This window comes from Patescibacteria group bacterium, assembly GCA_041674405.1.
Taxonomy (GTDB): Bacteria; Patescibacteriota; UBA1384; order XYA2-FULL-43-10; family XYA2-FULL-43-10; genus JBAYVT01.
The window spans coordinates 230,281-250,826 of the sequence record JBAYVT010000001.1 but is presented as its reverse complement, the minus strand read 5'-3'; the positions used below and the strand labels follow the sequence as shown (position 1 = coordinate 250,826).

The 20,546-nt window shown below is 41.6% G+C and carries 22 protein-coding genes, 2 tRNA genes, 2 other RNA genes and 1 pseudogene; 14 read left to right on the top strand and 13 right to left on the bottom strand.

Annotated features, from left to right (window positions below; translation table 11 throughout):
• Together ssrA and WC080_01395 are read right to left on the bottom strand one after the other, a co-directional pair.
• Nucleotides 1-392, bottom strand: a transfer-messenger RNA (tmRNA) gene (gene ssrA, locus WC080_01400).
• A 158-nt stretch (nt 393-550) separates the two neighbouring features.
• On the bottom strand, nt 551-1,150 hold the full coding sequence (locus tag WC080_01395; protein MFA7243928.1) for a cold shock domain-containing protein: 600 nt from the start codon (nt 1,148-1,150) through the stop codon (nt 551-553).
• Nucleotides 1,151-1,307: 157 nt separating this feature from the next.
• Here WC080_01395 and WC080_01390 point away from each other — a divergent pair, with 157 nt between their 5' ends.
• Nucleotides 1,308-1,847, top strand: a complete 540-nt coding sequence (locus tag WC080_01390) for a hypothetical protein (protein MFA7243927.1) — start codon at nt 1,308-1,310, stop codon at nt 1,845-1,847.
• On the opposite strand, the gene WC080_01385 is transcribed toward WC080_01390, so the two are convergent.
• The 9 genes and pseudogenes from WC080_01385 to WC080_01345 form a co-directional block, all read right to left on the bottom strand.
• On the bottom strand, nt 1,848-2,798 hold the full coding sequence (locus WC080_01385; protein ID MFA7243926.1) for a DNA adenine methylase: 951 nt from the start codon (nt 2,796-2,798) through the stop codon (nt 1,848-1,850).
• Nucleotides 2,799-2,807: 9 nt separating this feature from the next.
• Nucleotides 2,808-3,383: pseudogene (gene lexA, locus WC080_01380) on the bottom strand (transcriptional repressor LexA).
• 193 nt (nt 3,384-3,576) lie between these two features.
• A complete protein-coding gene (locus WC080_01375; protein MFA7243925.1) occupies nt 3,577-4,089 on the bottom strand; it encodes an HAD-IIIA family hydrolase in 513 nt (170 codons plus the stop codon).
• 148 nt (nt 4,090-4,237) lie between these two features.
• Nucleotides 4,238-4,948 (bottom strand): hypothetical protein, encoded by a 711-nt coding sequence (locus WC080_01370; GenBank protein MFA7243924.1) that lies wholly within the window; start codon nt 4,946-4,948, stop codon nt 4,238-4,240.
• A gap of 12 nt (nt 4,949-4,960) precedes the next feature.
• Nucleotides 4,961-5,884, bottom strand: a complete 924-nt coding sequence (locus tag WC080_01365; protein MFA7243923.1) for a transporter — start codon at nt 5,882-5,884, stop codon at nt 4,961-4,963.
• A gap of 2 nt (nt 5,885-5,886) precedes the next feature.
• On the bottom strand, nt 5,887-6,867 hold the full coding sequence (locus WC080_01360; GenBank protein MFA7243922.1) for a DUF4202 family protein: 981 nt from the start codon (nt 6,865-6,867) through the stop codon (nt 5,887-5,889).
• Nucleotides 6,867-7,472 (bottom strand): 4Fe-4S binding protein, encoded by a 606-nt coding sequence (locus WC080_01355; protein ID MFA7243921.1) that lies wholly within the window; start codon nt 7,470-7,472, stop codon nt 6,867-6,869. The genes WC080_01360 and WC080_01355 overlap by 1 nt, the downstream gene beginning before the upstream one ends.
• Nucleotides 7,472-7,783 (bottom strand): nucleotide pyrophosphohydrolase, encoded by a 312-nt coding sequence (locus WC080_01350; protein MFA7243920.1) that lies wholly within the window; start codon nt 7,781-7,783, stop codon nt 7,472-7,474. The genes WC080_01355 and WC080_01350 overlap by 1 nt, the downstream gene beginning before the upstream one ends.
• Nucleotides 7,780-8,253, bottom strand: a complete 474-nt coding sequence (locus WC080_01345) for a GNAT family N-acetyltransferase (GenBank protein ID MFA7243919.1) — start codon at nt 8,251-8,253, stop codon at nt 7,780-7,782. Before WC080_01345 ends, WC080_01350 begins: the two co-directional genes overlap by 4 nt.
• Before the next feature lie 135 nt (nt 8,254-8,388).
• Between WC080_01345 and WC080_01340 the strand changes: the two genes are divergently transcribed.
• Together WC080_01340 and WC080_01335 are read left to right on the top strand one after the other, a co-directional pair.
• Nucleotides 8,389-8,946 carry a hypothetical protein gene (locus tag WC080_01340; protein ID MFA7243918.1) on the top strand — a complete coding sequence of 186 codons (558 nt, stop codon included), beginning with the start codon at nt 8,389-8,391 and terminating at the stop codon, nt 8,944-8,946.
• A 186-nt stretch (nt 8,947-9,132) separates the two neighbouring features.
• Nucleotides 9,133-10,005 carry an Hsp20 family protein gene (locus WC080_01335; GenBank protein ID MFA7243917.1) on the top strand — a complete coding sequence of 291 codons (873 nt, stop codon included), beginning with the start codon at nt 9,133-9,135 and terminating at the stop codon, nt 10,003-10,005.
• A 52-nt stretch (nt 10,006-10,057) separates the two neighbouring features.
• Here WC080_01335 and WC080_01330 read toward each other — a convergent pair.
• Nucleotides 10,058-10,134: transfer RNA gene (locus WC080_01330), tRNA-Val, on the bottom strand.
• Nucleotides 10,135-10,138: 4 nt separating this feature from the next.
• Nucleotides 10,139-10,399: a GIY-YIG nuclease family protein gene (locus WC080_01325; protein MFA7243916.1), complete on the bottom strand. Its 261-nt coding sequence runs from the start codon at nt 10,397-10,399 to the stop codon at nt 10,139-10,141.
• Nucleotides 10,400-10,744: 345 nt separating this feature from the next.
• Here WC080_01325 and WC080_01320 point away from each other — a divergent pair, with 345 nt between their 5' ends.
• The 11 genes from WC080_01320 to WC080_01270 all read left to right on the top strand — a co-directional run bounded on the left by WC080_01320 (nt 10,745) and on the right by WC080_01270 (nt 20,455).
• On the top strand, nt 10,745-11,284 hold the full coding sequence (locus WC080_01320) for a hypothetical protein (GenBank protein MFA7243915.1): 540 nt from the start codon (nt 10,745-10,747) through the stop codon (nt 11,282-11,284).
• Between the two features lie 14 nt (nt 11,285-11,298).
• Complete coding sequence (locus WC080_01315) at nt 11,299-11,880, top strand: dCMP deaminase family protein (GenBank protein ID MFA7243914.1); 582 nt, start codon at nt 11,299-11,301, stop codon at nt 11,878-11,880.
• Nucleotides 11,881-11,918: 38 nt separating this feature from the next.
• Nucleotides 11,919-13,526, top strand: a complete 1,608-nt coding sequence (locus WC080_01310) for an FAD-dependent thymidylate synthase (protein MFA7243913.1) — start codon at nt 11,919-11,921, stop codon at nt 13,524-13,526.
• 101 nt (nt 13,527-13,627) lie between these two features.
• Complete coding sequence (locus tag WC080_01305; protein MFA7243912.1) at nt 13,628-14,284, top strand: HD domain-containing protein; 657 nt, start codon at nt 13,628-13,630, stop codon at nt 14,282-14,284.
• On the top strand, nt 14,281-15,528 hold the full coding sequence (gene glyA, locus WC080_01300) for a serine hydroxymethyltransferase (GenBank protein MFA7243911.1): 1,248 nt from the start codon (nt 14,281-14,283) through the stop codon (nt 15,526-15,528). The genes WC080_01305 and glyA overlap by 4 nt, the downstream gene beginning before the upstream one ends.
• A gap of 198 nt (nt 15,529-15,726) precedes the next feature.
• Nucleotides 15,727-16,185, top strand: a complete 459-nt coding sequence (locus tag WC080_01295) for an NUDIX hydrolase (GenBank protein MFA7243910.1) — start codon at nt 15,727-15,729, stop codon at nt 16,183-16,185.
• Nucleotides 16,186-16,243: 58 nt separating this feature from the next.
• Nucleotides 16,244-17,968, top strand: coding sequence for a threonine--tRNA ligase (gene thrS, locus WC080_01290; protein MFA7243909.1), 1,725 nt, complete (start codon nt 16,244-16,246; stop codon nt 17,966-17,968).
• A gap of 2 nt (nt 17,969-17,970) precedes the next feature.
• The gene (locus WC080_01285) at nt 17,971-18,396 is read left to right on the top strand and encodes an NUDIX domain-containing protein (protein MFA7243908.1); all 426 of its coding nucleotides are present in this window, start codon (nt 17,971-17,973) and stop codon (nt 18,394-18,396) included.
• Between the two features lie 219 nt (nt 18,397-18,615).
• Nucleotides 18,616-19,722: an HD domain-containing protein gene (locus WC080_01280; protein MFA7243907.1), complete on the top strand. Its 1,107-nt coding sequence runs from the start codon at nt 18,616-18,618 to the stop codon at nt 19,720-19,722.
• Between the two features lie 166 nt (nt 19,723-19,888).
• An RNA gene (gene rnpB, locus WC080_01275) (RNase P RNA component class A) lies at nt 19,889-20,208 on the top strand.
• Between the two features lie 173 nt (nt 20,209-20,381).
• A tRNA-Gln gene (locus tag WC080_01270) sits at nt 20,382-20,455 on the top strand.
• Nucleotides 20,456-20,546: the final 91 nt, after the last annotated feature.

Genomic DNA, 20,546 nt, shown 5'->3' with positions numbered 1-20,546 from the left:
TGGTGGAGGTGAGGGGAGTTGCACCCCTGTCCAAAAGGCTTCAAACATATCGTCTACAAGTTTTGCCTTGGTGATTTGTTCGAATAATAGCTCAACCAAGGCAGAAAACTATTATCTTATCTCGCTGTTTGGCTTACTATTTTCCGCGCAAGAACCGGAAAATCAGCATTTCGAAATATAACACCCGATCTCTCCCGTCGAAAAGCGGAAGGGCGGATGGTTGCTACTAATTAATTAAGCAGCAACTGGCGAAAAAGCAAATCCTGCGAAAGCAGTCTTTACTCTCTCTGAAAGTGTTTTTGCACTTAAATTTGTAAACGCTTATAAAGCGGCTTACCCACTTACTTGCAGATATGTTTTTAAGGTCCTTCTGTCGAAACTAATACACCCCCATGTTTGCCCAGGGCGAAATATTTACAAAATCAAGAGGATTTGAATTCAATTATATAGAAATTACGATCAAATGTCAATGATATAAATGTATATAACGAATGCGCCTCGCCGGGAGCCGGCGAGGCGCATGTACGACTATATGTGTCTTGTTGCGAGACTACGGGCAAACCCGCACGCGCTCCCTATGGGATCTGCGATCGCGCAGATATATCTGCCGGTGCCCGAGGAAGTCCTCCTCGGTCTCGAAGTAGATGCCGCGCTTACTACCCCACTCCGTGAAGCTCTGGCTGTTTGTGAGGCGAACATGCACGGCTTGCCACCGATCGAATCGTGCCTCGAAGGTGACGTCGAAGGTGACCTCCATGCCTTTCCAGAGGAAGGGCTTTTCCCCGTTGCTGTGCACAAGCCCACTGACATGCGCGAAAACGGTTCTTCTGTCGTGGTCGAGCTTGATCCAGCCAAATCCTCTTTCGTGGTGGTAGAACTGCACCACGCCAGCGGCGCCCTCGATCGGCTCTGTGAATCCGACGCCGTGAGGCAGATCTGGCTCTGGCTTTGGCTCCGGCTCTTCGGCAGTAACCGGAACGAAGCCGGGCAAACCGAAGTAGCGACCCGGAGCTTCCCCAATCCAGCCATCATCCAGCGAGTTATCGGCCGGAAGGTCGTATACGACATCACCTCCCCCCAGCTTCTTGAAGAACGCCGAGCCAGTTCGGCTCCTGCCTGCCCCGTGTTTTTGGTGGTTCCGTCGAGGCATGAGCCTCACCTCGTAGTATATAGGATGGTACGCAACGAGATAATAGCGTTTTAGTAGCCTTCCGTCAACAAAATTTAGACTTTGTTCTCGGCGAATTTGCCTTTTTACCTCTACGGGAGTAGTGTAGCCTTGATATTTATCAAATGGGAGATTCAAAATGCATATCAGTGATGTGAAGACAGCAATAAAAATCGGTGATTTTGTCCTCAAGGCAAATCATCGAAATAAAATCGAGCTCAAATATTCTAAAGAAATTGAAAATAGCACTCTTGTGGACGATCGGGCACGAATATATATCATTACCCAAGATGGTATCATCAAAAAAATTGGCGGATCAGCCGGCAAGGGCGGAATAAAAGCAACAATGAGTTTCTATACAGGCGCGATGACCGGAAGCCCGGGTGTTCCACGTTTTGTCATTCATCTTCTAATTGAGCGGGCATTGAAATTGGGTTCAAAAGTTGAGCTTTTTATGATCACGTCACCAAAAGCTATGGCATCAGTGAATGGGCTTTTTGACTCGGAACAAAGGGAAATTGCTAGTTTTAAAGAGATGGAAGACCTTTGCAAGTCGGATTATTACTCAAGAAAGGCATGCTATCCTGAATGGAATTTTCAAGAGAACAATAAGCCTTATCCGGAAGATCTTGCCAAGCAGCACAACCTTTATCATCAAAATAGGCTTAAGAAAAAGTAGCTATATTTTTGGCGGCGAATAAATCAAGAGTTCGTGCGATTCTTTAATGTGATTGTCGCCATGTTTGATTCTATTTGTTCCAATCCTCGTTTCGCCCTGGCCCATCGTGTACTGCCAGGTGGGAAATAATTGTTGAAAATCTTTATAGTACTCTCGGATAGTCGGGCAATTATTGTAGGATAAGACAAACCCACCCTTGTGTTTTTTCAAGAGATCTCGGAGCTCTTCATGTGGAAATCCGTTGTGATGGACCGGGATATTTCTCATGGGGTATATACCTTTGAACATTTTTGAATCTGCCCCGATATAGTATGGGGGATCGCAATATAAAAAATCACTCACATGTTTTTTCATAACGTCCCTGAAATCGGCGCACTCTACTCTGAGGTTTTGTGGATCGAAATCTCGTATTCGTGCGAGCATTCTTTCATATCTAGATTCATCCAGATAAATATCTGAAGCCCATCCCATAAATCCGGGGCCGTAAGATAGGTTGAAGTTGTAAACATAGTAAACAGCCATGGTAAGAGGATCTAGCTTAGTTTTCTTCTTCCAAACATCATTTAGAATAAATCTAATTTTTTCAAATGTCGCCTTATCTGGCTTGAGTTTTTTGAGACTCGTATATAAAAGCTCAGGATTTTTAATTTGAAAATTCCAATAATTGCACAAAATGTCGAAAATATCATATCCAATGACTTCGAGTCCCAAGTGTTTGCTTGCTGCAATTTCTATAGAGCCACCGCCAAAAAACGGAGAAACAAGCCGGGTGATATTATCAGGAAGCAGTTCTATGACATGGCCTACTGCCAGGCTCTTGCCACCGGCATATCTAATCGGGGAAAGAGCCACTCTTTTGTACTTATTTTGGCTGTTTGGGTTTTTACTTTTGATTTTAAGTAAATATTCTTTTTTTCTGTCTGCTAATGTGTTTTCGGAATTATTTTCCAGATTTCTTATGATCTTAACAACCACACCTTTTATTTCGGCGTCTTTTCGGAAGATCGGCAGCATTGATTGGTTTGCTGATTGCAATCTAATTCTATTTTTTTCCTTAAAAAATTTTTTCAGAATGGCTTTATTGCCATCGATAATTGCAACGACTGTTTCTCCTTCTTTTGCTGTACTTTGATTTCTTAAAACAACAATGTCACCATCGAAAATTCCTTCGTCGGTCATGTTGTCACCCCTCACTTTGAGGGCGTAATATTTTTGTTTAGGGTCCAATTCTTTGGTCGAGACTGCAATGTCGCGATCTGATAATTTTATTGCTTCAATAGAAAATCCGGCAGCAATAGTGCCAACTATCTGAATGCGCATCAATTCTTCTTGGTTTGTTGCGTCAATCGAGCGAGCCTGATGGTTTCCTTTTTCCAAATATCCCATTTCCTGAAGCTTTGACACGTGGAAGTGTGCCGTCGAAACGGAGGCAAACCCAAACTTTTGTCGAATTTCATCAAGAGAGGGAGAAAATTTATGTTTAGCCTGATATTTTTTTATATAGTCCAGAATTTCTTGCTGCCTTTTCGTCAACACAACACCTCCCTGTGTTTTCTATTTTATTTCTAGATCTATTGTATTATGGAATGTCAAAAATGTAACTGTGGATAACCGAACATTTGCCGAACATAAATGGTGGTTTAATTTCGCCGAATTAGCTAATTTCATTATCTAAACCGAAAACCTCTCCCACGGGGGAGAGGTCACGGAACTGCGATGGGTTGCTGCTTCAGGTGTAGGCCACCTTGCGGAGGGCCAAGTTCTGGAGCAGGCGCCTCGGTGTGGTGACAAGGTGGTCACTGCCGAGTGGATCTACCAGAATTGCCATCATGCCGAGACGCTTTGCGCCTTTCACGTCGGTGAAGAGCTGGTCACCGATCATGCAAGCCTCATTCGGCTTGGCGTCAGCAAGGCTCATGGCTTCCTGGTACGGGGCGGGGTGCGGCTTGAGTCGCGGAAATGTAGCACAGACGAAGGCCACATCGTTGTCGTACGCCATCTTTCGTACGCGCTCGATCCGGCGCTTGCTGGAGACGACGTTCGACACGAGGACGACGGTCATTCCAGCTGCCTTTGCCTTCATGATCAAGTCGATCGCCTCGTTGGTCAGGCAACCAAACTTGCGGAGCGCGCAGGTATTGTCGACATCAAAGAGCAGGACCTTGATCCCTGCGTATCGGAGGACATCGACCGGGACGTGTCCGATCGAGTGAAACCGCATATCCGGCTCGGGTCTAGACATTGCGTTTCTCCTTGTGGTGTTAGGGTTGTCGGACCCCGACAATATACAAAAAAGGTGATTGGATGTCAATCATCTAGGGAAAATTTGAATAACAAAAACCAGCACAAAAACCGACAACTTCGTAAAAGAATAATATCAAAAGGCGTTTTTATAGAGATCGCAAAAACTTGATTTCATCTCTTACTGAGGAGATTTCTTCGCGTTTGCCGGCGACGGCTTCGAGAACAAGCGGAATATTCTCCGGGATTTTCTTAATCTGTGCAATCAACTCCGGCGTAGCGTATTTGTGGAAGAAAAAGTGATCAGAGAGAGATATGTCAAAATAAGCTGCATGAATTTGGGAGATTTTTCCGGTTGAAAGCAATTGATCAAATAGATCTGGATTCGCTGTCATCGAATGGGCAATATCGAGCGTCAATTTTAGCTTTGGATTTTTATTCAGTATAGACAACAATTCCTCGGCAGCACAGAAAGGCTTGCGGATATCGGCGTTCTCTATCGAGATCTGAAAATCATAAGAACCGAGTATGCTATAATCATCAATTTCTCTCGGTTCGATAGTCACGTTTTTGGCGCCGGTTTTTCTGTACAATTTTTCTATAAGGTCGAGGACCTTTTTACTTTTATCGTTATTGGCATACCGAATATCGATCCAGGGTGCATGGATAGTTGTATAGGGTAAAGATCGTAAATAATCAACATTCTCCTCAGAGATTTTAAAGTCGAAGAGGTATGTAGAATCGGCAAAAGAGAGTTCGATTCCATCAGGAGAAAACTCGCGGAGCATGCGAATCATTTCATTGCGTTTGTCTGTAAATTTATAAACTAGCCCGGTTGAAATAGAAATAAGATTTTTCATATTATTTAATTCTTACTTAATAAATATGCCAACCATTAGCGGGATATAAAATAGTGCAATAACTGTGCTTATAAAAACTGCTGTCGCTGCTTTTTCCGGATGGGCACGCAGCTCAGTCGCATATACCACGGTATTGGCAGCGAGTGGGACAATAGACATCAAAAGCAAAATCCTATAGTTATCAGCGCTAAATATATGCAACGCCAATTTGTCAAATAAAATAATCAGGCCAATAAGAATGGGCCACAATATGAACTTGTTCAGATGGGAGAATATTAGAAACTTAAAATCGAATTGGTATGTTTTGATAGCGGCTAAACTTAGGCCGATCATGGACATGCCAAAAAACACGTAAATATCTTTCACTACATTCGAATAAGTAGTAAAATGGCTGTTTGTAAAATGTATTCCGAATATATTTAGGATCAAACCGATTATGAATGTCCAGATAGATGGTAATTTCAAAATTTTATTTAAACTATCACGTACCGAATAATGCCCTCTGGAAACATGATAAAAACCAAAAGTATTCTCAAACAGGATGATTCCCAAAGTTGAAAGAACAGCCAGGCTAAACATGTCGTTACTAAAAATTGCAACTGCGACCGGAATTCCGAAGTAGCCCGTGTTGCCGGAACCGGAGGCAAAGGCGAGCAGATTTTTTGTGCTGTCATGCCAGAATCTTCTTCCAAGCCATGCGGCAAAGAAGCTTATTAAAGTCGCAACTACAAAAAAAGTTATTGGCAGTGCAATATTACCAGCCGTAAGTTTAGCAGAGATAACGCCATTGAAGACAACAAGGGGTATCACAATATATATCAGAAATTTCGCAATAATTTTTCTATCGATGGTAAAAAATTTGCCGACAATATAAGACAAGGCAATGAGCCCATACAAAGGCGATATTTTTATCAGCAAGGTAAAAAATATTTGCATTGTTATTTGGCAGCTTTCTCTAATTTTTCAATTGCAGACTTGTAATTCGGCTCGGCAAGTTTCTTGGCTTCGGGAGAGGTAATGCGATTGAACATGTAGTCGGTTTTTGATTTGAGTTCGTGAAATGTGAATGTGCCCAGTTCTGCGATGTGTCTTTCCGCGTTCGTTTCAAAATAGCTTATAGAGTCCGCATCTTTCAAAACATTTTGTTCGTCATCGTCGCCTTCTTCATGACGAGAAATCAGGTGGCGAACTTTTTCTGCCAGAGATTCATCGGCTCCGTTTGCGACCAAGAAATCGTACATCATTTCTGCGCCATGTTCCTCGTGCTCTCGGATCGCTTCGAGATCTTGAAGCATCAGCTTCTTGCTGATAGCAGGGCGATCTTTCGAATTCATCCAAGTTGATCGATCGATATCGTGACAGTATGCGGCGATTTGTAAAGCTTCATCCGCGTCGGGTTTAAGAATTTTGACCCAATACAGCGCCCGCTCGAAATGTGGCGATTTCTTGCCAAACGATTTATCAACAAACTCAATAGATTTTTCTAATAAGTCAGGCATTAATTTTTCCAAAGATTCACCGACTAATTCCACTGCCTTTTCGTCTCCGGGAACCATTTTAAGATTTTTCGCGCTATTTATAGTGAAAAATTTACAACCATGACCTTCTTTCAGATTAATTTCTGGTTCTTTTTCGCCGATAGGAGCAATGTAAACGTGGCGATTGACCGCCACATTGTTGATTAGTGTATTTGCTTCTCCAATATATTTATAGTCAGAAATGGCTATATCCAGTTCTTCCTGAATTTCTCGGATTAGGGTTTGTTCGGGAGTTTCGCCCTCTTCAATATGTCCGCCGAAAAATCCCCATTCCTCTCCGACCTTGCTATGCCCCCTTCTATCCTGAAGCATAATTTTGCCTTTGGGGTCATAAAAAACTATCAATGACACGTTGTTCACTTTTTTGATATTTTTAGCCATTAGTTCATAATTTCTTTAATTTTTGCGATAATTTCTGATTTTTGGTCGGTGGTGAAATATTCTTCAACCTTGCCAATTAGTTTGCCATTTCTGAAAAAGAGCAGTGCCGGAAGTTGCGAAATATCATACTTTTTCATAATTTCTTCGTTTTTGACTTCGAGTTTGCGGTATTTGTAATCATAACCGGCTAATAACTCTTTGATTGGAATCGACTTGATCATGCATTCGATCGTGTCGTTTTTAAATAATTCAACTACCGCAAGTTTTTCACTTTTTAGAATGTCAATTTCGAATCTTTCATCATCTATTAAATTAAATGGCAAAATTATTTGTGCGCCATAGCGGTCGACCATGAGATCGTTGACGGTACGCGGATCCTCGTCGAATTCTTTCGTGATCTGCGCATATTCAGCATCAGTTCTCGCAACCTTGATTGCCTCAACACCACAAGCTTTCTCGCAAGCGCCGCAGCTAGTACATTTCTCATTATCAATCTTGATCGTCTTATTTTCATCATCCCAAGAAAGTGCGCCACTCGGGCAGGTTTCTATGCCGGCACATTCTTCCGCATTGTCACAAATTTTAAAATTGATTAATACTGCCATTATTGATCAAGTTCCTGTTTTATTTTTTGTTCTAAATCATTCATTGTTTCAAGGAAAGATTTTTCAATATCTATTTCATATTTATTGGCCATGACCAGTATTGACCAGAGGCAATCTGATAGTTCGTGGGCAAACTCTGATGGTCTTATTTGATCGTCAGCGATCAGTGATTCTAAATCAGAAACATCTTTTTTGAACCCTTTAAATATTTCTTTATTAGACCACTCGTGTCCAAATTTTTTCATTTCCAATTCTGCGTATTTTGACCTTATTTCAAGTGCTCTTTTTGAGATTTCGGAAATATCCATCATAAATCCTTTTTCAGTTTCATATAATAATCATTAAATCCGTATTTTTTGTAAAGACTAAGTGCTGCATCATTAACAGCCGCAACATTTAGAGTAAGTCTCTCGGCCCCTTTTTCTTTGGCCCATGCTATGCATTTTTCGATCAATTCCGATCCGATGCCTTCGCCTCGAAAACCTTCATCAATATAGAGAGAAGATAATTCGGCAACTAATTTATGATCCTTAATTGTTGGGTCGGCCCAGGTAGACCCAATCAAAATCCCTATGTTTTTAGATTCTTTTTCGACTAAAAGGACAATATCATCTGGCGATTTAATCCGTTCAGTTAATTTTTCGATACCTTTTTCTTCGTAAGACCATTTGGTATTAAGTCGATTATCAAACTGATCTTTTTCATATTCGAATAATTTCTTTCGCAATCGCTGGACCTCGGGCAAATCTTCGATTGTGGCTTTTTGAATTCTATGTTTCATATTTGAATCTTATCATTTTGTGAGTACGCATACTATATATCAGGATATAGGCCGAGCTTAACCTCAAATTATCTTGAGATTATCACCCAAAGCTTGAGCTCGTCACATTGGATCGGGTATAATTCGCATGTAAATATGCAGACAGCATTTTTGATAATATTTTTAGTTATTTCTTTTGTACTTTGCTTTTGGCAGGGATCGCTTTTGTTTGCAGCGATTTTTAGTGCGCCTACGGTATATGCTTCTGATCAAGCTATAATCGATGCATTCAAATTGGCCAAGTTAAAAAGCGGCGAATTGGTTGTTGATCTCGGTTGTGGCAACGCAAGGAGCTTAATAATTGCTGCCAGAATATTTGGAGCCAAAGGAGTGGGGGTAGAAATTTCGCCTTACTGCTTTTTAAAATCAAGATGGAACGTATTTCTTGCCGGAGAGAGCAAAAACATCAAAATAATTTTTGGTGATTTTAAAAAAGCAAAAAAACATTTAGGCCATGCTAATGTAGTATATCTATATTTGCTCAATAAGGTTCTTACTGCTATCGAGCCATGGTTTTTTGCAGCAATCAAAGAGGATGCCAGGGTCGTTTCGCTGTCTTTTACATTCACCGAGCACATATTCATAAAATCAGCTAAAACCTTCAATTTGGGCAAAAAAACAAAGATATTTCTCTATGGGAAAGATAACCTATAACTATAATTAAAATTAATAAATGTAATTTGAAATTTATTGATTTTTTTGCGGTTTTAATTCTTGATTTAGCTTTTGATTTCATTTAAGGCACCTTGACAAAGATCATGATGTAAAGTAAACTTTACATCAATGAAATTTAACCACAAGGATCTTTCACAGAATTCCATCACTGATGAGTAAAAAATTATGAAAGAAGAACCAAACATTCAAAACAGATTGCGCGAACTTCGTCGCCAACACGATCTTTCACAAGAGGAACTGGCCGAAGCTCTGGGTATTTCCCGGCAGTCTGTGATCGCTCTTGAGCAGGGGAAATATATGCCATCACTACCCCTTGTTGTATCGATGTGCAATTTTTTCAATTCTGCATTTGAGGAAATATTTGATTTTGAAAAAGAAATTAATCAAATGTTTGAAAATAATTCACCAATAAAAATTATTAATCATAACCCCGCAACTGCTGGGCAACTCGGACAAATTGAGGACGAGAGACTCCTCGGCAGGCTCGATGAGGTGGGTAAACCCCTCGACAGGCTCGATGAGGTGGGTAAACCCCTCGACAGGCTCGATGAGGTGGGTAAACCCCTCGACAGGCTCGGGGTAAAGGAGAATTCTATGCCAAGAGAAATTGGGCCGTGGCGCCCTTTCGGAGAAATGGTTACTCTCCGTGATGCAATGGATCGTCTTTTTGAGGAAAGCGTTGTCACCCCAGCCAAGGCTGGCGGAATGCCGAAAATCAATGTAAAAGAAACCAAAGACGCTGTCATAGTCAAAGCCGAACTTCCGGGAGTTGCCGAGGAAGATGTCACTGTTGAAGTTGCCGATAACATAATGACAATTTCTGGTGAGAAAAAAGAGGAAAAGGAAGAAAAAGACGAGGGATTTTATCACAAAGAAATGTATACTGGATCATTTACTAGAAGCTTCACACTGCCATCCGAAGTTAAATCAGAAAAGGCCGAAGCTGAGATGGACAACGGAATTTTGACTATTACTGTACCGAAAGTCGCACCGAAACAAGCTGCCAAAATTGCGGTCAAGAAAAAAGCCAAAAAGTAACAAATTAATAAGTTAGATAACAAAAAAATTCCTAACAAAGTAGGGATTTTTTTGGTGGGCCCGTGCAGACTCGAACTGCAGACCTCATCGATGTCAACGATGCGCTCTAACCAACTGAGCTACGGGCCCATTATTATAATTTGTTAATTTTTCCTTCCTTAATAATTTTTTCGATCACTTTGCGACTTTTATAGGATTTTAATTTTATCTCGATAATTCGAGCTTGATGATAAGTTTCAAAATTCTGGAAGAATACGATCTGGGGATTCTTAGAAAATCTTGTACTGGCTTTTAAACCTTTCCGGTGTTCAGCAATGCGTCTCTTTAAGTCGCGAGTTGATCCAATATAATAACTTCCGTCATCGAGTTTTAAAATATATACGCTTGGTTTCATTGTAAAGAGTCCCGAAGAGCGAAGCTTTCGGGATCCCGATCGGGTTACCGCATCGGGACTAACCGCCCAAAAACATTATGATGATAGCAAAACTTATGCGTTTTCTCAAGTCTAAAACATTTTTTTACTTTATGCCTTAGGTATAAATATCCAATGCTGGAAATAAAAAATAGTAATTTGCCAATTTGTGATTATAATTTTTGTATCTTCAAATCGATTCTTGCGCCAAAATATTTATGTATTGCTATACTTTAAAAAACAGAAATAAACTACAATTTGCGCTAATTATCCGGCGCATTTTTTATCAAAAAGTTTCTGGTATATATCAATAAATTTGGAGGGAAGATGGTACTCGGCGTGGACAAACTCTTGGATCTTGTCAAAAAACAAAAATTAGTTGAAAACCTGTGTGAAAGAGAGCTTACAAATCCAGAGGGCTGTGGTTTTGACCTGTGTCTTGGAAAAGTGCATGAAATAAGCGGCAGGGGATTTATGGGGCTTACCGAACGCGACTCGACTGACTCAAAATTGTTATATGAATATATACCAGAAAAAAAACAATCAGTTATTTTCAAACCGGGCGATTGCTACTTGGTGACAACTAACGAAAAGGTAAATATGCCACTGAATTTGACTGCTGCGATGTGGCTTAGGAGCACCCTGTTTCGATCAGGAATTATTATGTCCGGTGGAAAAATCGATCCAGGATATTGCGGGGAACTTTCATTTCTGTTTTATAATTCTGGTCCATGCGAATTTGAAATTGAACTAGGTGCCAGAATCGTTCATATAATGTTTTTTGAGATATCGGGGAAATCAAATGCATATCGGGGACAATGGAAAGGTGGAAGGGTAACCAGCAAGGGTAAAGAAATCCAAGTGTAATAACCGGAGGACAAATGGCAAAAGATAAGAAATATCAAAGAAACCATAGGCTTTCTTGGGATGAGTTTTTTATGACCATTGCCGTTGCTGCTGCGGAAAGAACCGCTTGTATTTTTCACAAAGTCGGTTCCGTTTTTGTGGATGAAAACCACAGGGTAATTTCTTTGGGTTATAATGGGCCGACCGCCGGCGATATTCATTGTATTGATGAAGGTTGCGCAAAGGTGCATGGAGATCCGGACACGAATGAAATTCAGCGTTGCCGTGGGGCACATAGCGAGATAAATGCGATTATTAATTCCGGCAACACTGAGCGCCTGAAAGGCTCAACCTTATATATTACCCTCTTTCCATGCTATGACTGCTTAAAGGCACTGAACAATCTTGGAATCAAAAAGATTATTTATTTAGACGAATATTTAAGAGTCAAGGAAGGCAGTGACGGATCCAAGAAAGAATCTGAGCCGGAAGCAAGACGCTTGGCCAATAAAAGGGGAATAATTTGCGAAAAATTTCGAGGCAAAATCAAGATAAACAGCGAGTATTTTGATATGACACCCGAAGTTGAACTTATCAAAGAAGAGTTACGATTTTGAAATTTAATATATACTAATTAACTTTTTCAAGGAGTTTTATGGCAAGAAAAGTATCAGACATGAAAGTCACATTTTTGGGGGTGATTCCGGTTTTAGCAGATAAAACAGGATATCTTAAGCCTCAAGATTTGGTTTCTCTGTCTGCTTTAATGACATTTAAAGGCAAATCCGTCAAAGATCTTTACAAAGATGTCTGTGAAAAAGGCCAGGACCTAGACAAAAAAGTCAAAGGCATTATTCGCCGGTCCTCTCTTCGAGGTCATGCCTCGATTGCCACGACACCGGCGATCTGTTTTACCTATGAAGCTTCAAAATTTATTGACTCTTTGATGACCGGGATGGTTTTCTCGTCTGCGCTCATGGCTTCAGGACGCCGCACCGATACCACTGTAGATGACATAGTATACCCTACTGCCATTAACAATAATGCCGAAGCAAAAGCAATTTATAAAAAAATTTCAGATAATAATATCAATTTTCTAAACAAATTGCTCAAAAGTGGAATCAACAAAGATGATGCATCAAAAACACTGCATTATGGTATATATGGTACCGGTATTATCGCTTACCCGATTGAATCTGTAATAGCTTTTAAGAAGGAAGCAGAATCGCAAGGTGATTGGATGCCTGAAGAAGCCCAGATGATGATCCAAAAAATTGAAAAAGAGCTAAAAAAATATGGCGTGGATTTAGTATATGCTTCCAGAGATCTTGCAGGCCGAAATGTTCTTCCTTATCCTAATCCCTTTAAGGATCCAGCAAAGATAAACATTACACGCGAACTAATTAAAGCTAAAGGTATCTCCAACGACTTGTCCGATGTAATTAGCTTAGATGCAACAATTACACCAGGCCTTGATAGGAGCGCCAAGGAAATCGTAAAGAAAGAAAAGGAATTAGTCCCAAATAAAAGGATGATCAAAAAAAATTGGCGTAAGTTATTAGCTCTACGGCATGACTTTTGCCGTGACTACAATACTGCTCTTACGGTCAAGGTGCTATCAGCAGTTTCCTGGCGGGTTTGGGGAGACAAAAAACGCCATAGGACAGTACCAATGACGCCAGACTCGCTGTATTATGCTATTGACCGCTGCCAGCCAATCTTTGAGAAATACCGCAATAAAATTGCCAAAGAAAAACTAGCGGAGGCTGACCTTAAAATTATTGATCGTTTTTTCACTATTCCGCCTACTATAAAAAAGCAGAAAAGTCTGCTTTATGAATATTTGAATATTGTCATTAATGCTCTCGATGCATATTTCTTACTCATTGGGAAATACAAAATTAAGCCCTCTGATGCTATTTTCATTATGCCGCGCGGAGTTAGGGTGGATATTTTGCAGCAATACGATTTATATAATCTAATTGCTGGTTATTACCCGGTGAGGACCTGCACGACCGCTGAAGCGCAATTGCGCCCAATGGCTATTAAAGAAATGGAAAAAATTAAAAAAATTCTTGAACGGAAAAAATTGCCTAATATTGCAAAACTGATGGTGACCAAATGCCAAATTCCGCATTTTTGCCTCGAAGAAAAAAGCTGCGGGCGAGTTAAAGACACAGTTAAAGATTATGACGACAAATTTCATGAAGATTTGAAATCTCAATTGGACGAAGAATTTGAAGAACGGCTGAAAGAGCTGTAAATTTCTGATTAATAACTACATAGAAAGCTCATATATTTTCATTTTCTGTGGCAGAAATTGCCTGATCTGGTTATAATATTCATGTAACTCCAAGGAAATACATGAGCTGGCAAAAGGATTTGGAAAAAAAGATCAAGAAGTATCTGGAAGGATATACTGCCTGTCATGATTTTTTCCATTTAACTCGAGTGCGGGATAACGCGCTTAAAATTGCAGCAAAAGTTCCTTGTGATACGGAAATTTTGGAAGCAGCATGCCTAATGCATGATATTGGTTTTATGCATCATGAAGATGACGATTGGCACCACTACAAATATGGCATGGAAATAGCAGAAAAATGGCTGCCGGAAGTTGGCTTCCCGAAGAAAAAAATTGCTGCTGTTCTAGAAGTTATTAAATTGCACGACAACTATCATGAGGGAGATAAAGCTGAAAAATCAGACAAAGATGAAGTAAGGATTTTGCAAGATGCCGATAAAATTGAAATGCTTGGCGCAATCGGCATAGCGCGATTGGCATATTACTTCGGCGAGAGAGGTTTCCCAATATATACTGACAAACCGGTACCAAAAGATGAAGAAATATGGCTGAATCATAGCCTGCTGGATCAAATCAGAAGAGATCCGATGATAAAATGGGATAAATTGCATTTTGCGTATTCCAAGAAAATTGCACGGCGCAGGAATTTGTTCTTAAAAAGATTTTATAGTGAATTTAAAAAAGAGTTAATTGAATATCATGAATTGGAGGAAAAATGACCGAGCTTGAAAAAAACGACAAAGAAATGTATGACATCATCCGTTGTGAAGAGAGGCGCCAGACTGAAGGGCTTGAGATGATTGCGTCTGAAAATTATCCATCAAAAGCAGTGCTTGAAGCACAAGGCTCGGTTTTAACCAATAAATATGCCGAAGGTTATCCCGGCGCACGGTATTACGGCGGCTGTGAGTTTATCGATCAAGCCGAAAACCTGGCTATTGATCGGCTTAAAAAATTATTCGGCTGCAAATTTGCCAATGTCCAACCGCATTCTGGTTCCAGCGCTAATATGGCGGCGTATTTTGCCACCTTGAAACCGGGTGATAAAATTATGGGCCAATCGCTTGATGCCGGCGGGCACTTGACCCACGGATCAAAGGTTTCATTTTCGGGTAAGTTTTTTGAATCCTATTCTTATGGTCTGAACCCAGAAACAGGAGTGCTTGATTATAATCAAATTGCTGAATTAGCAAAAGAAGCTAAGCCACAAGTGATCATGTGTGGATACTCTGCATACCCGCGAAAGCTGGATTTTAAAAAATTTCGCGAAATTGCAAACTCAGTCGGTGCACTTTTATTTGCAGACATTGCCCATATCGCTGGTCTCGTTGCGACGGGCTACCACGAATCCCCTGTTGGAGTTGCAGATATTGTTACCTCAACAACTCACAAAACTTTGCGAGGCCCTAGGTCAGGAATTATCATGACCAATAACGAGGAGCTCTCAAAAAAAATCAACAAAACGATTTTCCCGGGTATTCAAGGAGGTCCGCTTGAGCATATTATCGCCGCTAAGGCAGTTGCTTTTGGTGAAGCATTGAAGCCTGAATTTAAAGAGTATATTGGTAAAGTCCTCGACAATATGCAGACTTTTGCCAAAACCCTGATGAGCTTAGACTTTGATTTGGTAACAGGTGGTACGGATAATCATTTAATTTTGGTTGATTTACAGAGCAAAAAAATCACCGGTAAGGAATTCGAAGTCGCGCTCGACAAAGCCGGCATTACGGTAAACAAAAATGCCGTCCCGAATGATCCAAATCCCCCAAAGGTCACTTCTGGAATCCGTGTTGGCACCGCCGCTCTGACAACTCGTGGCATGGGAGCAGGAGAGATGCAGCGAATCGCTGAATTATTCAATATAGTTGCTGAAAATATGAATAATGAATCAAAGCTTGCCGAAATCAAAAAGGAAGTCGCAGAAATGACAAAAGTTTTTCCGGTGCCGGGAATAACGAAATAATCTGAAGATATTTACGTTCTTATCTAAATGTGTTAAACTAATGTCAATTAATCTGTTTTAGTGACCCGGATTCACCAACCGGCGAGAAACAGCGTAAGCCGAAACGAATCGGCAAATAAAGACCATATCGAGATGGAACCCCCCAAAGTTTGGGGTCTCGAGATAATTGGTCTTTTTATTTAGTTTAATATCAATACAATGCGCACAATCCATCGTGAAATAGTCTCCGCAATGATTATTTCAAAAGATAAAAAAATATTTCTTGGTAAAAAACACGCTCACGGAGGCGGAGTTTACGTGGACTTTTGGCATCTTCCGGGAGGAGGCGTGGATGAAGATGAAAATTTTGAGACGGCACTTCGGAGAGAAATTTCAGAGGAAACAGGAATCAATATTAAGAATTACAGCATTGAATTGATTGATGACAAAGGAATTGGCGAGTCGGAAAAAACGTTGCGAACAACCGGAGAAAAAGTCTTGTGCACAATGTCTTTCAATGTTTTTAAGGTATCGGCAAGTGAAGACGCGAGTGAGATTTTGGTAAAAATTGGCGACGATCTTGAAATATTTCAATGGGCTGATATCTCGGAACTAGACAAAATTAAACTAACCCCACCATCGATTGAATTATTTGAAAGATTGGGTCTAATAAAATAAAAAGTTAAACCGTTTGATTTTTGTTACAATATGATTAACAAGTAATATTGGAGTTTATATGGCTGAAAAAAAATTTGAACTTGAAACCATGAGGCATTCGCTGAGCCATGTACTGGCGATGGCAGTACTTGAGATGTTCCCTGATGCAAAACTTGGTATTGGTCCGGCGATTGAAAATGGCTTTTATTATGATTTTGACTTGCCCCGAGCTTTGGTGCCGGAGGATTTGCCAAAACTTGAGAAAAAAATGCGCGAGATTATTGAAAAGAATCTTGCCTTTGAAAAATCAGAAGTGGAAATAAGCCAAGCAATTGAAAAATTTGACAAACAAAATTACAAATTGGAGTTGATTAAAGATTTGAAGAGTAGTGGCAATGACAAAGTTTCACTTTACAAAACAGGAGAATTTGTCGATCTTTGTGCTGGTCCTCACGTTGATACAACCTCTGATCTCAAAAATGTTGGTTTTAAGCTTGATAAAATTGCCGGTGCTTATTGGCGAGGTAGTGAGAAAAACAAAATGCTACAGAGGATATATGCTCTTGCGTTTGAAAACGAGTCTGAGCTTAAAAAGTATGAAGAAATCATACTGGAAGCTGAGAAGCGCGATCACCGCAAACTTGCCACGGAGCTGGATCTCTTTTCGTTTCACAAGGAAGGACCAAACTTTGTTTTTTGGCATGATAATGGCTGGATTGTATTTCAAAAAATGCTCGAGTATTGGCGGCAGGTTCATCGCCGTGAGAGATACGAAGAGGTAAATACCCCAATCATGATGCTAAAAGAAGTCTGGGAGCAGAGCGGACACATGAAAAACTATGCCGAAAGAATGTATTTAGCCAGAACTCCCGATGAAAAAGATTATTCCTATGCTGTAAAGCCAATGAACTGCATCGGCGGTATGCTGATTTACAGGACTAAGGTTCATTCATACCGAGATCTGCCGGTAAAGATGGGGGAGATTGGCTTGGTCCACCGCTACGAAGGTTCGGGCGAAGTCCATGGGCTTATGCGCCTTCGCCAGTTTACACAAGATGATGCCCACATCTATTGCCGGCCTGATCAGGTAAAGGAAGAAATCAAAAAGGTATTTGATTTATGTTTTGAAATGTATGAGAAATTTGGCATGAAAGTTGATCATATTGAGCTTTCAACAAGGCCGGAAAAGTCAGTCGGTTCGGATGAGGTTTGGGAAAAGGCAGAATCGACAATGAAGGAAATTCTTGCTGAAAACAAAATCGAACATAAAGTTAATGAAGGTGATGGAGCATTCTATGGCCCGAAATTTGATTTTCATCTAAAGGATGCTATCGGTCGCACATGGCAGTGCGGCACAATACAGCTTGACTTTGCCAATCCGGAAACATTCGACTTGACCTATATTGATGAAAAAGGTGAAAAAGTCCGTCCTGTAATGATCCATCGCGTGATTTATGGGGCAATCGAGCGTTTTCTTGGTATATATATCGAGAATGTTGCCGGCGCATTTCCGACATGGCTCGCTCCTGTCCAGGCTATTGTGTTGCCAATCTCCGATAAACATTTGGACTACGCCGCAAAAATCGAAAAGGAGCTCAATGAAGCCGGAATTCGAGTTAAGGTTGATGATCGTACTGAATCGATCGGCAAAAAAATTCGCGAAGCCGAGATGCAAAAAATCCCATATATGCTTATTGTCGGCGACAAAGAAATCGAGGCTGAAAAAGTCGCTGTCCGTAAATATGGCGAAGGCGACAAAGGGCAAGAAGATTTATCTGCGGTTATTAAAGAAGTCAAGGAGTAAAAATAAAACCAGGGAAAGACTTCATCGGAGTTGGTGGCGGTGCCTTAATTGTCAATGACAACAACGAAATTCTATTATTAAAACGAACGTCAAAAAGCAATAACGATGCCGGTTTTTGGACGAAGCCCGGCGGCACGGTTGAATTTGGTGAAACAGTTGAAGAGATGCTAAAGCGAGAGATTCGTGAGGAAATTGGAGTCGATATTGATATCTTAGAGTGTCTAGGATACACGGACCATATAATTGAAGGTCAGCATTGGGTGGCGATCCACCACCTGGCAAAAATCCGAGACGGCCAGGAACCAAAAAATATGGAACCGAATAAGCACGAGGATATGAGATGGTTCCCACCGGATAAACTTCCCAAAAAGCTTACCCAAACCACGAAGGAGCCAGTAGATATTTATCTAAAGAAAATGATTAAATAAATCACTTTTTTGTACTTATTTGATAAAAATATTTTAATATAAGATAATTTGTTTTAGAAATAAAAACGTAACAATTTCTCCGCGGTCGCGGAGAAATTGTTACGTTTGGAATAATAAGATTTGGATGGATGTACTAATGTTTGGATAATTTACGGAACATGTTTTTTGTGTTAATCTAGCACTGCTCGAAATTCAGGCTTGTACACAAGGGGGACCAAGATGCTGGGATTCATCGAGAAATTGGCTTGGCCGTATTACACCATGCGGCCGTACCATAATTGGAGGCATGCTCAGGGGGTCTGCGCAACTGCCTTCATGCTTGCAGAACGATGCCGACATTGCGGCATCCACGTCTCGATTGAGGTCCTTGTCTGGGCAGCGCTTTTCCATGATGCGTTGTTTGGCAAGGATCCGCGAGAATTCGGGTGCTCGACTCCTGAGGAGCTGAGTGCCAAGGTGGCTGCCGAGGAGATGCGGAAACTTGGCTACCTGGAGCACATGATCGCCGCAGTGATCGATGCGATCAAACCTACCAATGCTGGCGTCATGCCGGTCACCGTCGAGGCGAAAATCTTGCGTGCTGCCGACCTATCACGGATGGCTGGCGCGTACTCGGATTTTCGCGAGGACTTCGACAAACTCGCGGCCGAGTTCGGCTTTGAGGGTGGCTGGGACTTCTTCTGGCCGAATCTCCATGGAATGGTGGCCTATCTCTGGCCGGAGATCAGGCTCACTCCCCAGTACTGGGGCACGAACCATGCCAGCGAATGGCACACCAATGTAGCGAGAAACATCATTCGCAACTACGGTGTGCTTTGTGCGGAGCGCGGCGAGGAGCCAAAGGTCCTTATAGAGATTGGGCCCGGCAGACTGCCAATCAGCCTCTTTCGGAAACATACTCCGCTTGAGCTGATCATCGGCGTCGAACCCTCACAGGCAGATCGCAAAGTCGCGGCTGTGCTTTCTGTCGAGACGGCCAAGCTGCGCAACTCCGCCCCAGAGATTATCTTGCCCGGGACGGCGGACGCACTGCCGATTCCGGATGATGCTGGCGATATCGTGATGGCGAACGTAGCACTACGCTGCCCCGATGCGCTCAGCCCACAGGAACTCCTCCGAGTATTGTCTTTAAGCGATGGGCGACTCGAGGTCATCGAGAGCTACACGCCGACCTATGGTGCAGACAGCATCGAGGTCGCAAGTCGACAGATCGAAGCGATGCTCCCAGGCTTCTCGCTGATCGCAGAAGACCACGACTTCGACTTTTCTGGCTATCCGTGCGTTGACCCGGAAGCCTTCCGGCTGATTTTCGGCCGAACCAACTAAGTATCACCGAGCGCCAGGCCTTGCGGCCTGGCGCCTTCGGTTAAAACTAAAATTTTGTATCAATATCCTATAATTTAAATATTTTAATATAAGATAATCTTTTTGTGAGTTCCAACCCTTAAACATTGACTTTTTGGTCATTTTCGGATACAATATTAATGCTTTAAAAGCATTCTAGATAGCTACCCGCAAGGGAGGAAAGTCCGGGCACCGCAGAGTGGAGCGCTTGTGAAAACAAGCAGGGTGAAAGCTCTGAGAACAGCGCAACAGAAAATATACCGCCTAAGTCGCAAGACCGGTAAGGTTGAAATCGTGAGGTAAGAGCTCACGCGTTCGTACAGCAATGTGCGTCTGTGGCAAGCCTAGCTCGGTGCAAGTGGAGTGGACCGCCTGACATCAATTCCGACTCGGAAGGTGACCTGCGGTCTCCACGCGTAGATAGATTGCTATCGTTATACAAAACCCGGCTTATTGGATGCTTCATAAAGCCTAAAACAGCCCCAGCGAACGCAAATTATGGCCCAATTCAGGGAGACCTGTAATGGGTAACACCTCGGCTTACGCTGGGGTGTTTTAGTTGAAAATGCGAGTGATTTCGGGTATGCTAATGCTTGCAAACGATAAGTTTGGGAGCTGGGTTTTGGATTAGAATTTGATATTCGGGGATCGTCTAATGGCAGGACATTTGGTTTTGGTCCAAAGAATTGGGGTCCGAATCCCTATCCCCGAACCAAAGAAAAATGATCACCTTTTGGTGGTCGTTTTTCTTTTGGGTGGTTATATATGGGGTTCGGACGAGAGAGGGGTCGGGAGAACAATTGGTC